The sequence below is a fragment of the Actinacidiphila sp. bgisy167 genome (assembly GCF_057707665.1).
Genome location: NZ_JBYIQP010000001.1, coordinates 98,027 through 115,945, shown reverse-complemented (window position 1 = coordinate 115,945; position 17,919 = coordinate 98,027). Strand labels below are relative to the sequence as shown.

Here is a 17,919-nt window from a genome sequence, read left to right as displayed (position 1 = left end):
CTCCGGTCGCGGGGCGCCTGCGTGGGTCGCGGCAGCGCACCGAGACGGGACCGCGCGGCCTGCACGGTGGGCGCGGCGGCACGGCGAAGCCGGTCGGGCCCCACCGCGTCACCGTGCGGTCCCTTCCGCCCGGCGCCGGGATGCCGGCAGGCGGTGCGACCGCCCATCGGGAACCCGAACTCCCCGTCGTGGCCGCGCGCCACCCCGCCGGCCCGTCCGGCGGGCCGGCCGGCACCCGGACACGGACGCACCTTCGGCGGAGCGCCGCCGCGCCCTGCGGGGGCGGACTGTCCGCCGGGGCGCCGGGCTGATGGCCCAGGTGTGAGACCGGTGGTCCCGCATGTTCAAGGGTCGCGTATTCGCCGCAACCGTAGGCGGATCGGCACCCTGTGCCGGTGCCCTGCGGCATGATGAAGGGCGTGAACACTGAGATGGTCATAGACGTCTGGCAGCGGCTTCTCGCCGACCCTCGCAAGTCGTGGGTGCTGTTCGAGCATGGCACCTGTGTCGTGCTGACCGCTCCGGAAGGGGAGCTTGCGGAACAGGCGACCGACCTCCTCAAGGAGTTCGGCCCAGCGCATGCCGGATCCTCGGCAGGAGACTTCGGGGTGATCGACCCCGAGGACGTCGAGGGATGGGTCGTCACCGGGCATCACAACGACGTCCTCACCTATGTCGGTCCCGATGAGCCTCAGGATCAGTCGCATTTCGCTGTCGGGCTGCTCGGACGTTCCAAGCGCCACCGGGACGGCACCGAGCTTCACGTCGTCCATGTGGAGGACAGACGCGGCTCAGCGGACCCAGCGTAAATATCACCCTTCGTCGCCGGTGGTCGCCGGGGGCGTATGGCTGTCTTGTCGTGGCAACCGAGCGCCTTCGCGATGAGGGGAGCCGGGGCCTGGAGGACGTGCTGCCGGACGGCGGAGGTCCTGCCGCGCTGCGGCGGGGCGCCGATGTGACGCAGATGAACCTGGAGGCCGACCGGACTCATCGGCTGTCCGCGCTGACGGCCGGGGAAGAGCCACTGCGAGCTCCGGCTGCCGGCGTAGGGCAGGTGCTGACGGGACTGAGGACGACGGCTCGGCCGAAGCCGCGATGCGGGATAAGCCGGCCCTGCGCTGCAACGCTGTGCGCCCCCTTCCCTCGCTGCTGGGCGAGTCGGACGCGCTCGGCGCGGCCCCGGCCGCCAAACCACTGTGCGTCTCCCCGGCGCCTCCTGCACCCACATCCCGAACCTGCGCGAACTGCGCGCCGGAACCGTGCCCCGGCAGCCTGAAGTCCCCCGCGAAGCAGCTCAGGCTCAGCAAGATCGATCCCAGCGGCACTTCCTGCACCGCGACACCTCACACACGTGGCCCCGCAGGCGCCGCTCATGGGGCCGCCCACGGCCTGCCCCGGCGGCGCCTGTCCTGGCGCCGTGCCGTGTGCGCGGCGGTCAGGGGGTCTCGGAGGCGGTTAGGTCCGGTCCGGTCGGGTCGGCAAGGGCCGCGCGGCGGTTCACGCGAAAGCCCGGCACCGCGGCGGGGCCGTGCCGCCCCAGGCGTGCGCTCCGCGGACCGTACGCCTGGGGCGGCATGGCGGGTGGCGCTCGGGGAACCCGGAACACAGCGGTAGCGCCCGGCGAGGCCTCTGCGGGGTGCCCCGCCAAGGGAGTTCGGCGGCGGTGGCGGGCGCCGCGGCCGAGCGCCGGGCCGGGAAAGGCCAGGAGCATACACGGGCAAAACCGGTTGTAGTGGGCCTAGGGAGCCATGCCCTCTCAGTGATCGAGAGGCGACCGGTTACTCTGCCGGTGTAGTACAGCGCCACGCCGCAAGCCGCAGAAGCGATCTCAGCGACAGGAGAATCCCAGGTGACGACCGTCGTCGGGCCCTTCGGGCTGAGCGTCATGGACGAGGATCTCGAGTCCGGTGTGCGGGCCGGGCTGTCCGCTGTCGAGGAAGGCCTCTTGGAGGCCACCAAGAGCGACGTACGGTTCATCACCGAGGCGGCCCGACACCTCGTGCACGCGGGCGGGAAGCGGTTCCGTCCGCTGCTGGTGCTGCTGGCCGCCCAGTTCGGCGACCCGCACGCGCCCGGCATCGTGCCGTCGGCCGTGGTGGTGGAACTGACGCACCTGGCGACGCTGTACCACGACGACGTCATGGACGAGGCCGACGTGCGCCGCGGCGTGCCGAGCGCCAACGCCCGCTGGGACAACTCGGTGGCCGTGCTGACCGGCGACTTCCTGTTCTCCAAGGCCTCGCACATACTGGCCGACCTCGGGCCGGAGGCCGTACGCATCCAGGCCGAGGCCTTCGAGCGGCTGGTGACCGGGCAGATCCTCGAGACGGTCGGCCCGCGCGACGGTCGCGACCCGATCGAGCACTACCTGGAAGTCATCGCCGGAAAGACGAGCTCGCTGATCGCCGTGGCCTGCCGCTTCGGCGCGATGATGTCCGGCGCCGACGAGAGCGTCGTCGACGTCCTCACCCAGTACGGGGAGCGGATCGGCACGGCGTTCCAGCTCGCCGACGACGTGCTCGACATCGCCAGTGACTCGCACGAGTCCGGCAAGACCCCGGGCACGGACCTGCGCGAGGGCGTGGCGACCCTGCCGGTCCTGCACCTGCGTTCGGCCGTGGCCAGGGCGGGCGGCTTCGCGTCGGCGGACGACCTGCGGCTGTGCGAGCTGTTGGACGGCGATCTGACGGACGACCTGCGGCACGCCGAGGCGCTGGGACTGCTGCGCGTCCACCCCGCTCTGGAGCAGGCCCGGCGCGACACCGTGCGCTACGCGGACGAGGCGCGGGCGCTGCTCGCGCCGCTGCCCGACTGCGCCGCCAGGCAGGCCCTGGAGGGCCTCTGCGACGCCGTGGTGCACCGCGCGGGCTGAGGTTCCCGGGGGCGGCCTCCCCGCCGTCCACACGGCCCCTCGCGGCCCTCGCGGAGGTCTACCGGCCATGGGCCGCAGGGTGCGCCTTCTGCCCTGAGTCGTTGTCAGGGACCGTCATCCTCGAGGAGTAGGCCGGATTGATCCCGGCGGGCGATGCGTCCACCGCCCCGGACTGATGGGATAAGAGGCACCACCACACGGCGGACCGGGTGACAATGGCCCGAGGCGGGCGAGTGCGAGCCGACGGAACCCGCCGTTGACCACGGAGGCAGGGACGCAATGGCATCCATCCAGCCCATGGACGACAGCCGGGAGCCCCGGCACCGGGCCAAGGCGATACGGTACGCGGTCCCGGTGGCGGCGGTGGGAGTCGCCGCGGCGACCATCGGGCTCGTACCGGCGCTCGCGAACGCGGGCAGCCCCGATCTGCCCGGGATCACGCCCGAAGAGCTGATCGCCGAGGTCGTGGCCTCGGACACACAGACGATCTCCGGATCGGTCCGCGTCAGCACGGACCTCGGTCTGCCGGCCGTGCTGACCGGCGCCATGGGCGGCGCCGGACCCTTCGGCGGGGGTGGCGGCGCGGGCGAGCGCGGGGAGTCCTCCGCCGACCCCGAGGAGCAGCTGCCCCAGCTGCTGGCCGGCTCCCATACCCTGCGGGTGGCGGCCGACGGCCCGGAGCGGCAGAAGGTGTCGATCGTCCGGGACGCCGCGGAGTACAGCCTCATCCACGACGGCGACGAGGTCTGGGCCTACGACAGCGGCAGCAACCAGGCCTACCACCTGACCGGCCTTCCGAAGGAGGCGCCGGGCAAGGACAGGGCCGGGGACGGGCGCGAGCTGCCCGAGGGCTGGCCGGCCACCCCGCAGGAAGCCGCGAGGAAGATCCTCGAGGCGGCGCGAGGCACGTCCACGGTGGCGGTGGACGGGACCGCGCGCATCGCCGGCCGGGACGCCTACCAGCTGGTGGTCAGGCCCAAGGCCACCGACTCCACCGTCGGCGCGATCCGGATCGGTGTCGACGCCGGCACCGGTGTGCCGCTGCGGTTCACCCTCGCCCCGAGGGACGGCGGCAAGGCCATCGTGGACATCGCCTTCACCAGGGTCGACTTCTCCCGGCCCGCCGCCTCGACCTTCGACTTCACCCCGCCCAAGGGCGCGAAGGTGACGACGGAGAAGGCCGGCGAGAAGGCGGAGAGGAAGGCCGGGGAGTCCCGCGGCGGGCGGGAGGGGCCCGGGGAGCACGGTGCCCTGGAGGGTCTGCGCGATCTGGACGTCCTCGGCAAGGGCTGGGACTCGGTCGCCGAGCTGAAGCTGCCGCGAGAGGCGCTCAACGGCGACACGTCCGGGGGTGGGGACAAGGGCCCCGCCTTCGGGGGAACGGGGATGCTCGACACCTTCGGCAAGGCGGTCGAGGGCGACTTCGGCACCGGCACGGTGATCAGCACCCGGCTTGTCAACGCCCTGATCACCGACAGCGGCACGGTCTATGTGGGCACCGTGACCCAGGAGGCCCTGATCAAGGCCGCGGACACGGCCGCGAAGTAGCGCGTCGAGCAGGGCACCGTCACCGAACGAAGGAGCGCCGATGGGCGAGCCGTCCGCCCGGACCGGTGAGTACGCGATCCTCACGAGCGGACTCGCCAAGAGGTACCGCGGCGGGCAGCTCGCCGTCGACGGGCTGGACCTGGCCGTCCCCCGCGGCAGCGTCTTCGGGTTCCTGGGACCCAACGGCTCCGGGAAGACGACGACGATCCGCATGCTCATGGGGCTCATCGCCCCGACCTCGGGCACGGCTCAGGTGCTCGGCGAGCCCATGCCGCGCGCGGTACGCAGCGTCCTGCCGCGGGTGGGCGCGCTGATCGAGGGGCCCGCCCTCTACGGCTACCTCTCGGGGCGCGCCAACCTGCTGCGCCTCGACGCGGCCGATCCCACCGCGGGCCCCCGCACCCGTGCCGCACGGGTCGACACGGCCCTGGAGCGGGTGGGTCTGGCCGCCGCCGCGGGAAAGAAGGCACGGGCGTACTCGCTCGGCATGAAGCAGCGGCTCGGCCTGGCGGCCGCCCTGCTGCGGCCCCGGGAGCTGCTCGTGCTGGACGAGCCCACCAACGGCCTGGACCCCCAGGGCATGCGGGAGATCCGCTCGCTCGTCCGGGAACTGGCGGCGGACGGCGCCACGGTCTTCCTCTCCTCCCACCTCCTCGACGAGGTCGAACAGGTCTGCACCCATGCCGCAGTGATGTCCCGCGGCAGGCTGATCACCCAAGGCACGGTCGAGGCGCTGTCCTCGGCCCGGCGCCTGGTGGTCACCACGCCCGACCCGGCCGAGGCGGTACGCGTCCTGAAGGAGCGGGGCGTCACGGGCCTCGCCGCCGACGGCGACCGGGTCACCGGAGAACTGCCGCAGGACCCGGCGGCCCTGCCTGAACTCGCCGAGCTGAACGCCGCGCTGGTCGGCGCCGGCGTCCGCGTCCGTGGCTTCGGCATCGAACGGACGTCACTGGAGGACGCGTTCGTCGCGCTGACCGGAGAGGGCTTTGATGTCGCGGGCTGACACCCTGACCGGGTCGGTGCGGCCGATCCGCTCGCTCGGGCTGTTCCGCAGCGAGCTGTTGACCGTGCTGCGCCGCTGGCGCACCCTGGCCCTGCTCGCTGTCCTGGCCGCGGTACCGGTGCTCATCGGCGTCGCCGTGCGGATCGAGACCGGTGACGGCGGTCCGGCGGGCGGCGGCCCCGCCTTCGTCGCGCTGATCACCAACAACGGTCTCTTCCTGGTGTTCGCCTCGCTCGCCGCGACGCTGCCCTTCTTCCTCCCCATGGCGGTCGGTGTCGTGGCCGGGGACGCCGTGGCCGGCGAGGCGGCTGCGGGCACCCTGCGCTATCTGCTGGTGGCCCCGGCCGGGCGCACCCGTCTGCTGGTCTCCAAGTACGCCTCCGTCCTGGCCTTCTGCTTGATCGCCACTCTCGTGGTCGCCTTGTCGGCACTGGTGACCGGCGCCCTGCTCTTCCCGCTCGGTGACGTCACCCTGCTGTCGGGCACGACGGTCCCCTTCTTCGAGGGGCTGCTGCGCGCCCTGCTGGTCGCCCTGGTCGTGGCCGGCTCGCTCACCGGCATCGCCGCGCTGGGCCTTTTCGTCTCCACGCTCACCGACAGCGGTATCGCCGCCATGGCCACCACCGTGGGCCTGCTGATCACCGTGCAGATCGTCGACACCATCCCCCAACTGGGCGCCGTGCAGCCGTACCTCTTCCTGCACCACTGGCTGAGCTTCGCCGACCTCGTCCGCGAGCCCGTCTACTGGGACGGGATACGGGGCAACCTCCAGCTCCAGGCGCTCTACGTCGCCGTGTTCGGCTCCGCGGCCTGGGCCCGCTTCACCACCCGTGACGTGACGTGCTGACCTCGCCGGTCAGCTGAAGAAGGTCTTCGCCCGGCTCAGCGCGGCCGTGTCGCGGAGGATGTCGCCCGGCTCGCCGCCGTGGCCCAGCAGAGCCCCGCCCCAGCGCATCCCCGCGTAGTCGGCCGTGTGGCGCAGCGTGCCCACCAGCGGGGCCGCCGTGGCCGGGTCCTGGCTGCTGTGCACGGTCACCGCCCACAGGGTCTTGCCGCGCATCCGCTCCAGGAAGTCCAGTCCCGGCACTCGCATCCAGCCCGACCAGTGGTCCAGGTAGACCTTGACGGCGGTCGAGACGCTGTACCAGTGCAGCGGGGAGACCACGACGATGTCGGTGACCGCCAAGGTGGCCTTCAGAAGCGTCGCGGCATGCCCCGACGGCGCGGGACGGTGTCCCTCCTCCTCGAGCCGGAGGTCCTCGAAGAGCGGCAGCGGCAGGTCCCTGAGCCGCAACCAGCGCCGGTCCACCGCGGGCGGAAGCTGCTCGGCCGCGCGCCGCGCCAGCGTCTCGGTGTTGCCATCGGCGCGGTTGCTTCCCACGAGGAACAGGAACGACCGCTCAGAGTCCGACACCCCGTCATCTCCTTGCGTATGCATTATTTGCGCATGCATGGAGATGTTTTCATCGGTCGCCTTTCGCCGTCAAGGCGAGTGCCGGAGCCGAGGATCATGCGACGTCGAACTCGTTTCCCTCCGGGTCGGCCATGGTGACCCATGTGCCGGAGGGCTCCGCTATCCGCCGCAGCACCTTCGCGCCCAGCCCCTCCAGCCGGGCCACTTCCGCCTCCAGCCGTCCGGTGCCCGGGTGGAGGTCGATGTGCAGCCGGTTCTTCGCCGTCTTGGCCTCGGGCACTCGCTGGAACAGGATGCGCCGCCCGAGGCCCGAGCCCTTCTCCTCGTCATACGGGTCATCGGGGTGGCGCACGCCGGCCAGGTCCCGCCAGGCCCTCCGGCCGGCGGCCTCGGTCAGGAGATCCTCCGTGACGGCGCCGAACCCCAGCAGCTTCTCGATCAGCACGCTGTGGTCCTCGAGCGTGTACTCCAGGGCTTCCGCCCAGAAGGCGGCTTGCCGGTGCGGATCCTCCGCGTCGATCACGAGTTTCCAGTGAACTGCCATGTCGTGCCCCCTCGTTCGCGTCCCCTGAGTGCGCCTTGGCGAGCGCGTTTGCGTTTCCTGCTCGCGATGGGCGTTCCGCGTTCCGCCGTTCGCGTCGCCTCCGGCGTCCGGCCCGGTCTGTAACTGGTTATATTGGTTACATGGCGGAACCCGCAATCGGTCTGGTCGTCCATTCATCCGAAGGAGTCACCTACCGCTTCGATCCCGGCGCGCTCGGCCTGGAGCTGCTGCCCACCGGCGGCCCGGGCGGCAACGCCCGCCGCGAGGCCCTCCGCGAGCCCGCCGACCTGGCCCGCTGGGCGGCGGCGTGCCGACTGCGCCCCGACCGCGACGGTCTCGCGGTCTCCCCTGAGGACGTGGCCACGGCCCGCTATCTGCGCGACGCGCTCTGGCGCATCGCCGTCGCCCGCGTCCACGGGGAACCGTTCCCCGCGCCGGACCTCGTCGTCCTCAACGAGGCGGCCGCCTGGCGCCCTCCCGCGCTGCGTCTGACCGTCGACGGGGGCCGCTCCTGGCGCACCCCGGTCACCGGCACCCAGGTCCTGGCGGCTGTCGCCCGGGACGCGGTGGAGCTCTTCTCCGGCCCGTACGGCGGCCGCGTCCGTGAGTGCTCCGCCCACGACTGCCGGCTGGTCTTCGTGGACACCTCGCGCCCCGGCCGGCGCCGCTGGTGCGCGATGGAGCACTGCGGCAACCGCCACAAGGTCCGCGCCCATCGCTCCCGCAGGGAGGCGCACGAGGCGTAGGCGCACGGGCGTGTAGGCGCACGAGGCGCCGAGCGGCCCGTAGGCCGGCGCCGGTGCGCCTACGCCACGGCTCAGCCGGTGACGGCCCCGCGCGGCGCCGCACCGTCGGGAACCACGGCGGCGTCGCGTACTGCGACCCGCCCGCGCCGGGCGGTGCGCAGCGCGTCCCAGGTCAGGAGTGCCAGGGCGAGCCAGACGAGGGCGAAGCCGGCCCAGCGCTCGGCCGGCATCTCCTCGTGGAACCAGAGCAGTCCGAGGCCGAACTGGAACACCGGCGCGAGGTACTGCAGCAACCCCAGCAGGCTCAGCGGGATGCGGATGGCCGCCGCGCCGAAGCAGATCAGCGGCACCGCGGTGACGACGCCGCAGGCGGCGAGCAGGGCGGCGTGACCGGCTCCGTGCGAGGTGAAGGTGGTCTGCCCGCGGGCGCCGAGGAAGAGCAGGTAGCCGAGCGCCGGCAGGAACTGGATCGCCGGCTCCGCCGCCAGCGACTCCAGGCCGCCCATGCCGACCTTCTTCTTGATGAAGCCGTACGTGGCGAAGGAGCAGGCCAGGGTCAGCGCGATCCAGGGCAGCCGCCCGTATCCCAGAGTCAGCACCAGGACGGCGGCGGCGCCGACGCCCACGGCCGCCCACTGGGCGGGCCGCAGCCGCTCGTGCAGGACGAGGACGCCGAGGGCGATCGTGACGAGCGGGTTGATGAAGTAGCCCAGCGAGGTCTCGACGACGTGGCCGCTGTTGACGCCCCAGATGTACAGGCCCCAGTTCACGGATATGACGGCCGCGGCCACGGCCAGCATCGCGAGCCGCCGGGGCTGCCGGAGCAGTCGGGGGACCCACGCCCAGCGGCGCATCGCCAGCAGCACGAGAGAGACGACGGCCAGCGACCAGACCATGCGGTGGGCGAGGATCTCGCCCGCGCCGGACGGTTCGAGCAGCGGCCAGTAGAGGGGGAAGAGCCCCCAGAGCCCGTAGGCGGCGAATCCGTACAGCAGGCCGGCACGCTGCTCGCTCACTCGTTCCTCCCGGGGCGCTGGCGACCGCTCGAAGGTAGCGCGCCGGGCCTGCTGCCGTCATCTGCGTATCGCATGACGGTCATGACACCTTTGCCGTGGGCACGCAGCGCACCTGGACGGCGCCGCGAGACGGTCCGAAGACGGTCCGGACGCGGGCCGGACGGGACGCGCGGGACGCAGGTGGGAACGGGCCCCGCGGGCGGAGGGCGTCCGCCCGCGGGGCCCCGCCGGGGGCGTCCGGGGATGTCCGAGGTCGCCTGAGGCCGCCTGAGGTGAGGTCTCCGAGGCCGTCCGGAGCGGCCTGGCTCAGCCCTTGAGCGCTGCCGCGATCGAGTCCGCGAGCGGGGTGGTGGGACGGCCGATCAGCCGGGCCAGGTCGCCGCTGCCGCCCTCGAGGAGGCCGCGGGACACGCCGGCCACGTCCACGTCGACGTAGATCGCGGCCACCGGCTCCGGCAGGCCGGCGCCGGTCAGGACTTCCAGGAAAGCGTCGGCGGACAGATCGGCGTAGGCCACCGGCCGACCGGACTGGCGGGCCAGTTCGGCGGCGTACTCGGCCATCGTCCAGGCATGGTCCCCGCTGAGCTCGTAGACGGCGTTCTCGTGGCCCTCGCCGGTCAGCACCGCCGCGGCGGCGTCCGCGTAGTCCCTGCGGGTGGCGGAGCCGATGCGGCCGCTGCCCGCGCTGCCCGCGACGCCGTGCTCCAGCTGGACGGGGATCTGCGCGGTGTAGTTCTCGGTGTACCAGCCGTTGCGCAGCAGCGTGTAGGTCAACCCGGAGTCCAGCAGGACCTGCTCGGTGGCCTGGTGCTCGGCGGCGAGCCGGAAGTCGGCGGCCGGCCCGCCGAGGACGCTGGTGTACGCGAGCCGTGCGACCCCCGCCTCCTTGGCGGCCTCGATCACGGCGCTGTGCTGCGCGACGCGCCGGCCGACCTCGCTGCCGGAGATCAGCAGGACGACGTCGCCCTCGCGGAAGGCATCCTTGAGCGTCTCGGGGGCGTTGTAGTCGGCCACCCGCAGCTCCACGCCCCGGGCGGCGAGGTCCGCGGCCTTGTCCGCGTCGCGCACGACGGCCACGACCTGCTCGGCCGGAGCGTCGGCCAGCAGCCGGTCCACGACGAGGCGGCCCAGCTGTCCGGTTGCTCCGGTGACGACGAAGCTCATGAGGGGTTCTCCCGTTCCTGTTGTCCCCGTTCGGTGGTGGCTGGACTAACTCTAGGACCAGTACTAACTTCCGGAAAGTACCCACTTGCAAGTAAGCTACTGGTATGGATGTAAGGGAAGAGCCGGTCGGCCTGATCCAGGCGCCCCCCGACGTGAACGCGCGCGACTGCCCCTCGCGGGTGATCCTCGAGCACGTCACCAGCCGCTGGGGCGTGCTGGTGCTGGCCGCCCTGATCGACGGCACCCTGCGCTTCAGCGAGCTGCGGCGCACGATCGGCGGGGTCAGCGAGAAGATGCTCGCCCAGACCCTGCAGACCCTGGAACGCGACGGGTTCGTGCACCGCGAGGCGCATCCGGTCATCCCGCCGCGTGTGGAGTACTCCCTGACCCCGCTCGGCAAGGAGGCCGCCGACCAGGTCTGGGCACTGGCCCGCTGGACCGAGGAGCGCACGGCGCAGGTGATGGCGGCCCGCCTGGCGTACGACGGGGCCCGGGCCTGATCGTCAGGCCCGGGCCCGAGGGGCGTGGGGTCAGCGCCGACGGCTCAGCCCACGACCGTCCATGTGTCGTTGCCCGCCAGCATGGCGGCGAGGTCGCCCTTGCCGTGCTGCTCGACGGCCTGCTCCAGTTGTGCGGACATCAGGTCGTCGTAGACCGGCCGCTCGACGCTGCGGAACACCCCGATGGGCGTGTGGTGCAGTGTGTCGGGGTCGGCGAGTCTGGACAGGGCGAAGGCCGTCGTGGGCGTCGCGGCGTGCGCGTCGTGCACCAGGACCTCGTCCTCGTTGGACGCGTCGACGTCGACGACCCTCAGGTCGCCGGTGGCCCGGTCGCGTACGACGCCCTTGGAGGCGTCCGCGCCGAAGCGGATCGGCTGCCCGTGCTCCAGCCGGATCACCGCGTTCTCGGCGGAGGCACGGTCCTTCAGCACCTCGAAGGCGCCGTCGTTGAAGATGTTGCAGTTCTGGTAGATCTCCACGAAGGCCGTGCCCGGATGCGCGGCTGCGGCCCGCAGCACGCTGGTGAGGTGCTTGCGGTCGGAGTCGACGGTGCGCGCCACGAAGGAGGCCTCCGCGCCCAGCGCCAGCGACACCGGGTTGAAGGGGGCGTCCAGCGAGCCCATCGGCGTCGACTTGGTGATCTTGCCCAGCTCGGAGGTCGGGCTGTACTGCCCCTTCGTCAGACCGTAGATCCGGTTGTTGAAGAGCAGGATCTTGAGGTTCACGTTGCGCCGCAGCGCGTGGATCAGGTGGTTGCCGCCGATGGACAGGGCGTCACCGTCGCCCGTGACGACCCACACCGACAGGTCGCGCCGCGAGGCGGCGAGCCCGGTCGCGATGGCCGGGGCCCGGCCGTGGATGGAGTGCATCCCGTAGGTGTTCATGTAGTACGGGAAGCGGGAGGAGCAGCCGATCCCCGAGACGAAGACGATGTTCTCGCGGGCCAGGCCGAGTTCGGGCATGAAGCCCTGCACCGCGGCGAGGATCGCGTAGTCGCCGCAGCCGGGGCACCAGCGCACTTCCTGGTCTGACTTGAAGTCCTTCATGGACTGTCCGGCTTCGGCCTTGGGGACCAGGGACAGCGCCGGCAGCCCGGGTGTGCGGTGTTCGACGGCAGGAGCCTCAGACATCTGCGCTCTCCTCCTGGATGGCGGCAGCGAGTTGCTCGGCCTTGAAGGGCAGGCCGGTGACCTGGGTGTGCGAGCGTGCGTCGACCAGGTACTTCGCCCGCAGCAGGTGAGCGAGCTGGCCGAGGTTCATCTCCGGGACCACTACCCTCTGGTAACGCCCCAGGACCTCCCCGAGATTCCCGGGGAAGGGGTTCAGATGGCGCAGATGGGCCTGGGCGACCGCGCCCCCCGCGCTCCTGATGCGCCGTACGGCCGCCGTGATGGGCCCGTACGTCGAGCCCCAGCCGATGACCAGCGTCCGTGCCCGGCCGTCGGGGTCGTCGACGACGACGTCGGGCACCTCGATGCCGTCGATCTTGGCCTGCCGGGTGCGCACCATCAGGTCGTGGTTGGCCGGGTCGTACGAGATGTGCCCGGTGCCGTCCTGCTTCTCGATGCCGCCGATCCGGTGCTCCAGCCCGGGGGTGCCCGGCACCGCCCAGGGACGCGCCAGGGTCTGCGGGTCACGCAGATAGGGCCAGAACTCCTCGGTGCCGTCCTCCGCCACATGGTTGGGCGTCGTGGCGAACTGCACCCGCAGGTCGGGCAGCTCCTCCAGCTCCGGGATCCGCCACGGCTCGGAGCCGTTCGCCAGGTAGCCGTCGGAGAGCAGCAGGACCGGGGTGCGGTAGGTCAGCGCGATGCGGGCCGCCTCCAGCGCCGCGTCGAAGCAGTCGCCGGGGGTGCGCGGCGCCACGATCGGCACCGGCGCCTCGCCGTTGCGTCCGTACATCGCCTGCAGCAGGTCGGCCTGCTCGGTCTTGGTCGGCAGACCCGTCGAGGGCCCGCCGCGCTGGATGTCGACGACCAGCAGCGGCAGCTCCAGGGACACGGCGAGGCCGATGGTCTCCGACTTCAGCGCGACACCCGGACCGGAGGTGGTGGTCACGGCCAGCGAGCCGCCGAAGGCCGCGCCGAGTGCTGCGCCGATGCCGGCGATCTCGTCCTCGGCCTGGAAGGTGCGCACACCGAAGTTCTTGTGCCGGCTCAGCTCGTGCAGGATGTCCGAGGCCGGGGTGATCGGGTACGAGCCCAGGAAGAGCGGCAGATCCGCCTGCCGGCTCGCGGTAACCAGGCCGTAGGACAGCGCCAGGTTCCCCGAGATGTTGCGGTAGGTGCCGGCCGGGAAGGCCGCCTCGGCCGGCGCCACCTCGTAACTGACCGCGAAGTCCTCGGTCGTCTCGCCGAAGTTCCAGCCCGCGCGGAAGGCCGCGACGTTCGCCTCGGCGAGCTCGGGCTTCTTCGCGAACTTCTTGCGGAGGAAGTCCTCGGTGCCCTCGGTGGGGCGGTGGTACATCCACGACAGCAGCCCGAGCGCGAACATGTTCTTGCTGCGCTCTGCCTCCTTGCGGGTCAGCGGGAAGTCCTTGAGCGCCTCGACCGTCAGGGTGGTCAGCGGCACCGGATGCACCGCGTAGGCGGACAGCGAGCCGTCCTCCAGCGGCGAGGCCGCATAGCCGACCTTGGCCATCGCGCGGGAGGTGAACTCGTCGGTGTTGACGATGACCTCCGCGCCGCGCGGCATGTCGCCGATGTTCGCCTTCAGCGCCGCCGGGTTCATCGCGACCAGGACGTTCGGGGCGTCACCCGGGGTGAGGATGTCGTGGTCGGCGAAGTGCAACTGGAAGCTGGAGACGCCCGGCAGGGTACCTGCCGGGGCCCGGATCTCGGCCGGGAAGTTCGGCAGGGTGGACAGATCGTTGCCGAACGACGCCGTTTCCGAGGTGAACCGGTCTCCCGTGAGCTGCATTCCGTCGCCGGAGTCCCCGGCGAAACGGATCACCACCCGATCGAGCTTCCTGGTCTCCTTGGCCGGTTTCCGCTGCTCTCCCAGAACAGGATGATCGGGGGTTGTCGGGCTGCTGACCTGGCTGGTCACTGAATCGGACCTCCTTCGAGGCGGCGGCTCACGACCGGGGCCGTGGCCTTGTGTCCCACGCGCCATCGTACGTGGGTAAGGGTGGCCTTCCCGGGTCTTCCCCCACCGTGAGCGGCGTGCTGGGTTCTTTTGTGCCCTGATGGGTCACGGCCACCGCCCCCGGAGCCCGAACCGTCCGCCTCCTGCCGTCCGCCTCCTGTGTCCTGGACGCCGGCGGCTGTATGACGGTACGTCAGACGCTCATGAGTTGAGGTACGTGAGCACGGCGAGGACGCGCCGGTGGTCGCCCTCGCTGGGGGCCAGGCCCAGCTTGAGGAAGATGTTGCTGACGTGCTTCTCCACCGCCCCGTCGCTCACCACCAGCTGCTTGGCGATCGCGGAGTTCGTCCGCCCCTCGGCCATGAGTCCCAGCACCTCCCGCTCCCGCGGGGTCAGGCCGGCCAGTACGTCCTGCTTGCGGCTGCGCCCCAGCAGCTGTGCCACCACCTCCGGGTCCAGGGCGGTGCCGCCGCCGGCCACCCGTACGACCGCGTCGACGAACTCACGGACATCGGCTACCCGGTCCTTGAGCAGATACCCGACCCCGCTGGAGCTGCCGGCCAGCAGTTCGGTGGCGTACCGCTCCTCCACGTACTGCGACAGCACCAGCACCCCCAGCCGCGGGTGGTCGCGGCGCAGCCGCACCGCGGCGCGCACGCCCTCGTCGGTGTGGGTCGGCGGCATCCGCACGTCGGCCACGACCACGTCGGGCACCGCTTCCTGGTCGGCGAGCTCGCCGATCACCTTCAGCAGGGCCTCGGCGTCGCCGACCCCGGCGACGACCTCGTGCCCGCGGTCGGTCAGCAGGCGGGTCAGTCCCTCCCTCAGCAGCACCGAGTCCTCGGCGATGACCACCCGCACCTTGTCCTCCACCGCTACCGGCTCCCCCGTCCGTCTCGACGCCGTCGTGTCCCTCCCCAGCATTCCAGCTTCCGGCGGCCGGCACACGGCCGCGCCGCCGGGGCTTGGTGCGGGGAGGGGCGGAGGGGGGCGCGGTCAGCGTCCTCTCGGTTCTCGATCTTCTTCTGCCACTTCCGGCTCTCCGGATTTTCCCAGGTCCGGCGCGTCCGGCGGGTTGGGCTCCGCAGGCCCGCGGCTGGCGGGTTCCTCCGGGCGTCGCGGTCCTCAGGCCCCTCCGCCCGGGGTCAGCTCCGCCAGGGCAGCTCGGCCGCGACGGCGGTCGGGCCGCCCGCGGGGGAGTCCACCGCGAGGACGCCGTCCACCGCTTCCAGCCGCTCGACGAGACCGGCCAGGCCCGAGCCCTGAGCCGGGGAGGCGCCGCCGCGCCCGTTGTCGACGACGTGGATCATCAGCCGGTCCCCGGAGCGCCACAGGTCCACCGTGGCGCGCGAGGCCCCGCTGTGCTTGCTGATGTTCTGCAGCAGCTCGGAGACGGTGAAGTAGGCGATGCCCTCGATCGCCGGCACGGGTCGGCCCGGCAGGTCCACGCTCACCCGCACCGGCACGGCGCAGCGCGCCGCGAGGGAGGAGAGCGCGGCGTCCAGGCCGCGGTCGGTGAGGACGGCGGGGTGGATGCCGCGGGCGAGGTCGCGCAGCTCCTGGAGGGCGAGCTTCACCTCGCCGTGCGCCTCCTCGACCATGGTGGCCGCCGTCTCGGGGTCCTCCTGGAGCTTCTCCTTGGCCAGGCCCAGGTCCATGGCGAGCGCGACGAGCCGGGCCTGGGCGCCGTCGTGCAGGTCGCGCTCGATGCGGCGCAGGTCGGCGGCGGCGGTGTCGACCACGGTGCCCCGGTCGGACTCCAGCTCCCAGACCCGGCTCGCCAGCCGGGACGGCCCCAGCAGCCCGGCGACCAGGCCGCGGTCCACGTACGCCATGCCCCGGATCACCCACGGTGCGGCCAGGCCCAGCAGCAGGCCCAGCGCGGAGGCCATGGCCATCTCGAACGGCGAGTCCAGCCACCAGCCGTCGCCGTCGGCGTTCCCGTACAGCTGGAGTCCGGGCTGGTCGGTGAAGGCCGGGAAGACCCACTGCCACAGCGGGTACGTCAGGAGCCCCCAGCCGTAGCTGACGAACGTCACGGTCACGGAGAAGGTGAACACCCCCCACGGGAAGTGCACGAAGAAGTACAGGACGTGCCGCCAGGAGGCGCCGCTGGTCAGCTGTCCGCCCAGCCACGACATCAGGCCCTGGCCGGGCCTGCGGCGCAGCGGCTCGGGCGAGGCCACGTCGATGCCCAGGCACCGGCGGGCCCGCTCGCGCTCCACCACGCCGAGCCCGCGGCACCCGGCCAGCATCGCGGCCAGGACGGGCAACCCGAGGAAGGTGACCAGCAGGCCCGCGCCGAGCGACAGCATCGTCACGGTGAAGACAAAGCCGATGACGCCCATCGGCAGGTTCAGCAGCAGGTAGAGCGACTCGCGCCAGGTGCGGGCCTCGATCGGCGCGCGCAGCGCCGTGGGCAACCGGTGCTCGCGCCGCTCCGGGAAACCGTGTGCCATGGTCACGTCCGTCCTCTTCGTCATCCCTCTGCCGTCTGTGATGCCCTCAGCCTCCTCCTGCGGAGCCCTCGCGCCCATGGTGCGGATCGGCGTCTGGGACCTGGGGAAAACCCCACCTGCCGGCCCGGCCCGGCGCGGCCCGCGGACGGCCGGCATCCCGCGGACGGCCGGCATCCCGCCAAGGGGAAGCGCGAGCGAGGCCGGGCGCACGGCGGAAGGCCGCCGCCCTCCGGGGGAGGGCGCACGGCCTTCGCGCGCACGGCTCAGGCGCGGTCCCGCCAGGGCAGTTCGGCCGTCACCGTCGTCGGCCCGCCGGCCGGGGAGTCGACCACCAGCAGGCCGTCCACCGAGTCCAGCCGCTCGGCCAGTCCGCCCAGACCGCTGCCGCGTTCGGCCGTCGCCCCACCGCGACCGTCGTCACGGACCTGGATCATCAGCCGGCCGTCCGAGCGCCACAGCTCGACGACGGCCCGGCGCGCCCCGCTGTGCTTGCTGATGTTCTGCAGCAGTTCGGAGACGGTGAAGTACGCGATGCCCTCGATAGCCGCCGCCGGCCGGCTCGCCAGGTCCACCTGGACCTGCACCGGCACCGTGCACCGGGCGGCCACCGAGGACAGCGCGGCGTCCAGGCCGCGGTCGGTGAGGACGGCGGGGTGGATGCCGCGGGCGAGGTCGCGCAGCTCCTGGAGGGCGAGTTTCACCTCGCCGTGGGCGTCGTGGACCATCCGCGCCGCCGCCTCGGGGTCCTCCTGGAGCTTCTCCTTGGCCAGGCCCAGGTCCATGGCGAGCGCCACGAGTCGGGCCTGGGCGCCGTCGTGCAGGTCGCGCTCGATGCGGCGCAGGTCGGCGGCGGCGGTGTCGACCACGGTGCCCCGGTCGGACTCCAGCTCGGCGATCCGCCGCTCCAGTTCGTCGGAGGGGGACAGCAGGCCCCGGACCATGGCGCGGTCGGCGCCTGCCAGCCCCCGGGCGATGAAGGGCAGCACCGGCCATGCCACGAAGAGCGAGGTGAGGATGACGGTGAAGGTCGCGATCCCCCACGGCAGCCGGATGAAGAAGTACAACGCGTGCCGCCATCCCACCGGGTCCTTCAGCGAGGTCCACAGCCACGGGAAGAAGCCCATCCGCCCGGGTCGCAGGGAGCGGGGCTCCTCGACGGCCACCTGGAGCAGGCCGCGCGCCCGCGTCCGCTCGACGCGGCCCAGCAGCCGGCACCCGGCCAGCCCCAGCGCCAGCAGCGGCAGGCCGACCACCGTCACCGACAGGCTGACGCCGAGGTAGAGCACCACGGTGACGTAGACGAAGCCCACAAGGTCCACGGGCAGGTTGGCCAGGAGGTACGCGATCTCCTTCCACGTCACGGCGTCGAAGGCGAAGCGCGCCGGCGGCAGCGGGGCGGCTTCCCCGCGCTGGGAGTCGATGGTCATGGCGCCAAGCCTGCCGGGGAGGGGGCGGCCGCCGCCATGGGGTGCGCCTGCCGGGGCAAGGTGGGGTTATCCGTACCACGGGGCAGGACGGGTGGCTCCGCCTCGGGGGGCAGGGCCTAGACTCCGTTCGTACAGA

The 17,919-nt window shown here is 72.3% G+C and carries 16 protein-coding genes; 7 read left to right on the top strand and 9 right to left on the bottom strand.

What is annotated here, in order from left to right; translation table 11 throughout:
* The first annotated feature begins 407 nt into the window (after positions 1-407).
* The 5 genes from AC3ET4_RS00635 (at position 408) to AC3ET4_RS00615 (ending at position 6,273) form a co-directional block, all read left to right on the top strand.
* Positions 408-809 carry a hypothetical protein gene (locus AC3ET4_RS00635; RefSeq protein WP_431944787.1) on the top strand — a complete coding sequence of 134 codons (402 nt, stop codon included), beginning with the start codon at positions 408-410 and terminating at the stop codon, positions 807-809.
* A 1,076-nt stretch (positions 810-1,885) separates the two neighbouring features.
* The gene (locus AC3ET4_RS00630; protein ID WP_431944786.1) at positions 1,886-2,872 is read left to right on the top strand and encodes a polyprenyl synthetase family protein; all 987 of its coding nucleotides are present in this window, start codon (positions 1,886-1,888) and stop codon (positions 2,870-2,872) included.
* A gap of 279 nt (positions 2,873-3,151) precedes the next feature.
* Positions 3,152-4,420, top strand: coding sequence for a LolA family protein (locus tag AC3ET4_RS00625; protein WP_431944600.1), 1,269 nt, complete (start codon positions 3,152-3,154; stop codon positions 4,418-4,420).
* Positions 4,421-4,460: 40 nt separating this feature from the next.
* The gene (locus tag AC3ET4_RS00620; protein ID WP_431944598.1) at positions 4,461-5,426 is read left to right on the top strand and encodes an ABC transporter ATP-binding protein; all 966 of its coding nucleotides are present in this window, start codon (positions 4,461-4,463) and stop codon (positions 5,424-5,426) included.
* A complete protein-coding gene (locus AC3ET4_RS00615) occupies positions 5,413-6,273 on the top strand; it encodes an ABC transporter permease (protein WP_431944596.1) in 861 nt (286 codons plus the stop codon). Before AC3ET4_RS00620 ends, AC3ET4_RS00615 begins: the two co-directional genes overlap by 14 nt.
* A 9-nt stretch (positions 6,274-6,282) precedes the next feature.
* On the opposite strand, the gene AC3ET4_RS00610 is transcribed toward AC3ET4_RS00615, so the two are convergent.
* Together AC3ET4_RS00610 and AC3ET4_RS00605 are read right to left on the bottom strand one after the other, a co-directional pair.
* Positions 6,283-6,864, bottom strand: coding sequence for a flavodoxin family protein (locus AC3ET4_RS00610; RefSeq protein ID WP_431944594.1), 582 nt, complete (start codon positions 6,862-6,864; stop codon positions 6,283-6,285).
* 70 nt (positions 6,865-6,934) lie between these two features.
* Positions 6,935-7,384, bottom strand: a complete 450-nt coding sequence (locus tag AC3ET4_RS00605) for a VOC family protein (protein WP_431944592.1) — start codon at positions 7,382-7,384, stop codon at positions 6,935-6,937.
* Positions 7,385-7,524: 140 nt separating this feature from the next.
* On the opposite strand from AC3ET4_RS00605, the gene AC3ET4_RS00600 reads away from it, so the two are divergent.
* Complete coding sequence (locus tag AC3ET4_RS00600; protein WP_431944590.1) at positions 7,525-8,130, top strand: CGNR zinc finger domain-containing protein; 606 nt, start codon at positions 7,525-7,527, stop codon at positions 8,128-8,130.
* Positions 8,131-8,201: 71 nt separating this feature from the next.
* Here AC3ET4_RS00600 and rarD read toward each other — a convergent pair whose 3' ends face one another.
* Together rarD and AC3ET4_RS00590 are read right to left on the bottom strand one after the other, a co-directional pair.
* Positions 8,202-9,146 (bottom strand): EamA family transporter RarD, encoded by a 945-nt coding sequence (gene rarD, locus AC3ET4_RS00595; protein WP_431944588.1) that lies wholly within the window; start codon positions 9,144-9,146, stop codon positions 8,202-8,204.
* 306 nt (positions 9,147-9,452) lie between these two features.
* The gene (locus tag AC3ET4_RS00590) at positions 9,453-10,310 is read right to left on the bottom strand and encodes an SDR family oxidoreductase (protein WP_431944586.1); all 858 of its coding nucleotides are present in this window, start codon (positions 10,308-10,310) and stop codon (positions 9,453-9,455) included.
* A gap of 104 nt (positions 10,311-10,414) precedes the next feature.
* Here AC3ET4_RS00590 and AC3ET4_RS00585 point away from each other — a divergent pair, with 104 nt between their 5' ends.
* Positions 10,415-10,810: a winged helix-turn-helix transcriptional regulator gene (locus AC3ET4_RS00585; protein ID WP_431944584.1), complete on the top strand. Its 396-nt coding sequence runs from the start codon at positions 10,415-10,417 to the stop codon at positions 10,808-10,810.
* Positions 10,811-10,854: 44 nt separating this feature from the next.
* Here the strand turns inward: AC3ET4_RS00585 and AC3ET4_RS00580 are convergent, their stop codons facing one another.
* The 5 genes from AC3ET4_RS00580 to AC3ET4_RS00560 all read right to left on the bottom strand — a co-directional run bounded on the left by AC3ET4_RS00580 (position 10,855) and on the right by AC3ET4_RS00560 (position 17,783).
* The gene (locus tag AC3ET4_RS00580) at positions 10,855-11,940 is read right to left on the bottom strand and encodes a 2-oxoacid:ferredoxin oxidoreductase subunit beta (RefSeq protein ID WP_431944582.1); all 1,086 of its coding nucleotides are present in this window, start codon (positions 11,938-11,940) and stop codon (positions 10,855-10,857) included.
* Positions 11,933-13,858 carry a 2-oxoacid:acceptor oxidoreductase subunit alpha gene (locus tag AC3ET4_RS00575; protein ID WP_431944580.1) on the bottom strand — a complete coding sequence of 642 codons (1,926 nt, stop codon included), beginning with the start codon at positions 13,856-13,858 and terminating at the stop codon, positions 11,933-11,935. Before AC3ET4_RS00575 ends, AC3ET4_RS00580 begins: the two co-directional genes overlap by 8 nt.
* Positions 13,859-14,098: 240 nt before the next feature.
* Complete coding sequence (locus AC3ET4_RS00570) at positions 14,099-14,758, bottom strand: LuxR C-terminal-related transcriptional regulator (protein ID WP_431944784.1); 660 nt, start codon at positions 14,756-14,758, stop codon at positions 14,099-14,101.
* 284 nt (positions 14,759-15,042) lie between these two features.
* The gene (locus AC3ET4_RS00565) at positions 15,043-16,356 is read right to left on the bottom strand and encodes a sensor histidine kinase (protein WP_431944782.1); all 1,314 of its coding nucleotides are present in this window, start codon (positions 16,354-16,356) and stop codon (positions 15,043-15,045) included.
* 263 nt (positions 16,357-16,619) lie between these two features.
* The gene (locus AC3ET4_RS00560) at positions 16,620-17,783 is read right to left on the bottom strand and encodes a sensor histidine kinase (RefSeq protein ID WP_431944578.1); all 1,164 of its coding nucleotides are present in this window, start codon (positions 17,781-17,783) and stop codon (positions 16,620-16,622) included.
* Between the last annotated feature and the right edge of the window lie 136 nt (positions 17,784-17,919).